This window comes from Luteibacter sp. P4_D7_3 (genome assembly GCF_056401735.1).
Map to the genome: position 1 here is coordinate 1 of NZ_JBFUIT010000455.1, position 2,353 is coordinate 2,353.

The 2,353-nt window shown below is 62.3% G+C and carries 3 protein-coding genes; 2 read left to right on the forward strand and 1 reads right to left on the reverse strand.

The window, feature by feature from the left end; translation table 11 throughout:
* Together AC1DSN_RS21420 and AC1DSN_RS21425 are read left to right on the forward strand one after the other, a co-directional pair.
* Positions 1-752: phosphomethylpyrimidine synthase ThiC (locus AC1DSN_RS21420; RefSeq protein ID WP_477332759.1), on the forward strand; the 752-nt coding region annotated here is incomplete at its 5' end.
* 268 nt (positions 753-1,020) lie between these two features.
* Entirely contained in the window at positions 1,021-2,046 is a 1,026-nt protein-coding gene (locus tag AC1DSN_RS21425) for a DUF2333 family protein (protein ID WP_477297613.1), read from the forward strand.
* Between the two features lie 84 nt (positions 2,047-2,130).
* Here the strand turns inward: AC1DSN_RS21425 and AC1DSN_RS21430 are convergent.
* Positions 2,131-2,353: integrase core domain-containing protein (locus AC1DSN_RS21430; RefSeq protein ID WP_477297611.1), on the reverse strand; the 223-nt coding region annotated here is incomplete at its 5' end.

Consider the following 2,353-nt stretch of genomic DNA (forward strand, 5'->3'; position numbering starts at 1 on the left):
GGCCTATGACGTGTCCGGCCTATGACGTGTCCTTCAGCCTCGGCGATGGCCTGCGTCCGGGCTGCATCGCCGACRCCAACGACGCCGCGCAGTTCGGTGAACTCGACACATTGGGCGAACTGACCAAACTGGCCTGGAAGCATGACGTGCAGACCATGATCGAAGGTCCCGGGCACGTGCCGATGCACCTGATCAAGGAAAACATGGATCGTCAGCTGGCGGTATGCGACGAGGCGCCGTTCTACACGCTGGGCCCTCTGRCCACGGATATCGCGCCGGGCTACGACCACATCACCAGCGCGATCGGCGCGGCGATGATCGGCTGGTTCGGCACGGCCATGCTCTGTTATGTCACGCCCAAGGAACACCTTGGCCTGCCGAACCGGCAGGATGTCCGCGACGGCATCATCGCGTACAAGATCGCCGCGCATGCCGCGRACCTGGCCAAGGGCCATCCCGGTGCACAGGTGCGCGACAACGCGCTGTCGAAGGCGCGCTTCGAATTCCGCTGGGACGACCAGTTCAACCTCGGTCTCGATCCCGACAAGGCACGCGAATTCCACGACGAGACCATGCCCAAGGACGCGCACAAGTCGGCGCATTTCTGCTCCATGTGCGGCCCGAAGTTCTGCTCGATGAAAATCACCCAGGACGTCCGCGACTACGCCGCCGGCATGGAAGCCTCCGCCGGTATGGAAGAGAAATCCCTCGAATTCCGCGCCCAGGGCAGCGAGGTCTACCAAAAGGCCTGAGGTCCCACGTCGTCCCGCGTCGACTTGCGTCGGCCCGCTCGGTAGGAGCCGATTCATCGGCGATCTTTCATGTGGGAGCCGCTTCAGCGGCGATGGGTGCTTGCGGCAGCCTGGCCCGCTGCCGCGGGATCGCCGATGAATCGGCTCCTACAAGGGGCGCGGCACCCTTCACCCCGTGTTACCGGACCTACCGAGAATATTCGTAAAGGTCCGCCCGGCACCGGCGGGGTAAGCTAAGCCCTCACGTTCCCCCACATAAAGGACAGGCATGAACGCGAACGCCGCCCCGTCACCGTCGCCGACCCGTCGTCGGCGCAACCCGATCAGCCTCACCGTGGCGGTCGTGATCGCGCTTCTCATCCTGTGGGTGCTCATCACCATGTGGTGGTGGGACAAGGAGCCCGAGCAATTCGATCCGGTCACGGTGACCACGGCGCACATGAAGGAGATCGGCCGGCCGATGGCTACCGGTGCGGTGACCACGTACACGCTGATCGAATCGGTGAATACGCTGATGGATAAGCGTGGCGGTTACCTGAGCAACGACAAGCTGCCGCCTGGCGTGTTCATGGACAACATTCCCAACTGGGAATTCGGCTCGCTGATGGCCTCGCGCGATCTCGCGCAAGCGCTTCGCAATAGCTTCAGTCGCTCGCAAACGCAGTCCACCGAAGACAAGGATCTCGGTGAGGCCGACCCGTTACTCAACAGCCCCAACGATCGCTGGCTGCTGCCGAGTTCCGAATCGCAATACGGCAAGGCGACGGACGACCTGGAGAAATACCTCGTCCGTCTCAGCGACGCCGAGGACGCCAACGCGCACTTCTACGCACGTGCCGACAACCTTGCCGATTACCTGCAGACCGTGTCGGCCCGTCTGGGCTCGCTGTCGCAGCGGCTTTCGGCGAGCGTCGGCCAGCTCAAGGTGGATGCGGCGCCCAACGCCGATGTCTCCGGCAAGGTGGGGCCATCCAAGGCGGTATACGTGAAGACGCCCTGGAACAAGATCGACGACAACTTCTATGAAGCGCGCGGATATACGTGGGCCTTGCTGGAGCAGCTGAAGGCGATTCGCCACGACTTCGCGCCGATCCTTCGCAGCAAGAACGCGGATGCGAGCCTGCAGCAAGTCATTCGCGAACTGGAAGAATCGCAGAAGGCGCTGGGTAGCCCGGTGGTCCTCAACGGCTCGCCGTTCGGCTTCTTCGCGAACCACTCGCTGGTGATGGCGAACTACATCTCGCGCGCCAACGCGGCGATCATCGACTTGCGTACGTTGTTAGGCCGCGGCTAAAAAAAATCGGCTCCCTTGTGGGAGCCGATTCATCGGCGCGCATGGTCGCCGGGCTTCGCAGGGATCGCCGATACATTGCAGTGGTCAAGCTTTTCTGGACACCGGTGTAGGAGCCTGAGCCGCCAGTTGCTCGAAGAGCACTGGCGGGATGTCGTTTAGTCGCGAGTGTTGCCGTTCTAGGTTGTAGTAGATCAGAAAGTCGGTCAGCTCCTTCTCGGCCTCGGCGATAGATGCGTAGCCTCCTTCAGGTACCCACTCGTACTTGAGCGTCTTGAAGATCCTCTCGATCACGGCGTTGTCCCAGCAG